This is a genomic window from Burkholderia sp. E168m23 (assembly GCF_016586125.1).
GTDB lineage: Bacteria > Pseudomonadota > Gammaproteobacteria > Burkholderiales > Burkholderiaceae > Burkholderia > Burkholderia orbicola.
In genome coordinates this window covers 1-1,071 of sequence record NZ_BCPP01001462.1, presented here as the reverse complement: position 1 = coordinate 1,071, position 1,071 = coordinate 1, and the positions used below count along the sequence as shown (strand labels likewise).

1 protein-coding gene and 1 pseudogene are annotated in these 1,071 nt (G+C 72.2%); both read left to right on the top strand.

The features are described 5' to 3' along the window. Window positions 1-387 (top strand): annotated as a pseudogene (locus JMF90_RS38170) (pyochelin synthetase); the annotation flags it as partial. Then, a partial coding sequence (locus JMF90_RS38165) for a Gfo/Idh/MocA family oxidoreductase (RefSeq protein WP_201326453.1) occupies window positions 384-1,071 on the top strand: 688 nt, incomplete at its 3' end. The pseudogene JMF90_RS38170 and the gene JMF90_RS38165, both read left to right, overlap by 4 nt.

Below are 1,071 nucleotides of genomic sequence, written 5' to 3'. Positions count from 1 at the left end.
GGCAGCCTGCAGGCGCAGCTCGAGATCTTCGGCGATCGCTGCGAGCCGCTCGACGGGCTGCGTCGCCGCGTGCTCCGCGCGGCTGCCGGCCTGTCGCTGCAGGACGCGCTCGCGCATCCGCTGCTCGACGAGCGCGAGCGGCTCTACCGGCTCTTCATGCATTCGGTGCAGGCGTCCCACTGGGCCGGCGATGCGCCGTATGCGGGCGCGCTGCGGCTGTTCGTGCCGGAGCGCTGCAATCCGCTGATTCCGCAGCAGCGCGCGGCGCTCACCGATTACTGGACGGCGCAGGCGCTCGGCGGCATCACGGCCGTCGATATCCCCGGCGGTCATTTCGACTGCCTGAACGCCGCGTTCGTCGACACCCGCCTGAAGGAGGCACGATGAAGGTCCATCCGCTGCCGGTCGTCGTGGCCGGCTCCCGTTTCGGTCAGTTCTATGCGGCGGGCCTCGCGGCGTCCGGTTCGTATCACGTCGCCGGCATCCTCGGGCAAGGCAGTGCGCGCACGGCCGCATTGGCCGCACGCGTCGGTGCGCCGGTGTTCGACCGCGTCGACGCGTTGCCGGACGACGTGCGCATCGCGTGCGTCGCCGTCGGCGGCGCGGCGCGCGGCGCGCAAGGCGCCGCGCTCGCGTGCCGGCTGCTCGAACGCGGCATCGACGTCGTGATCGAGCATCCGCTGCTGCCCGACGAATGGGCCAGCGTGCTGCGCACCGCGTCGCGCCACGGCCGCCGCTGCCTGCTCAACAGCTTCTATCCGAACCTGCCGGTCGTCGCGCGCTTCATCGCGGTCGCACGGCGGCTGCGCGAGACGAGCGCGCCGGTGCATGCGGACGTGGTGTGCTCGGTGCAGGCGAGCTACGCAGCGCTCGACGTGCTCGCGGCGGCGTTGCAGGGTGTCGGGCCGTGGTCGGTCGAACCGATCGGGCCGGCGCTGTCGTCGATGCGCGAATGCGCGATGGTGCTCGCCGAAACGCCGGTGTCGCTGCGCGTGCACAACGAGATGGCGGCGGCCGACGACGGCCGGATGAGCGTGCTGTTCGGCATCACGCTGACGACCGACGCCGGCA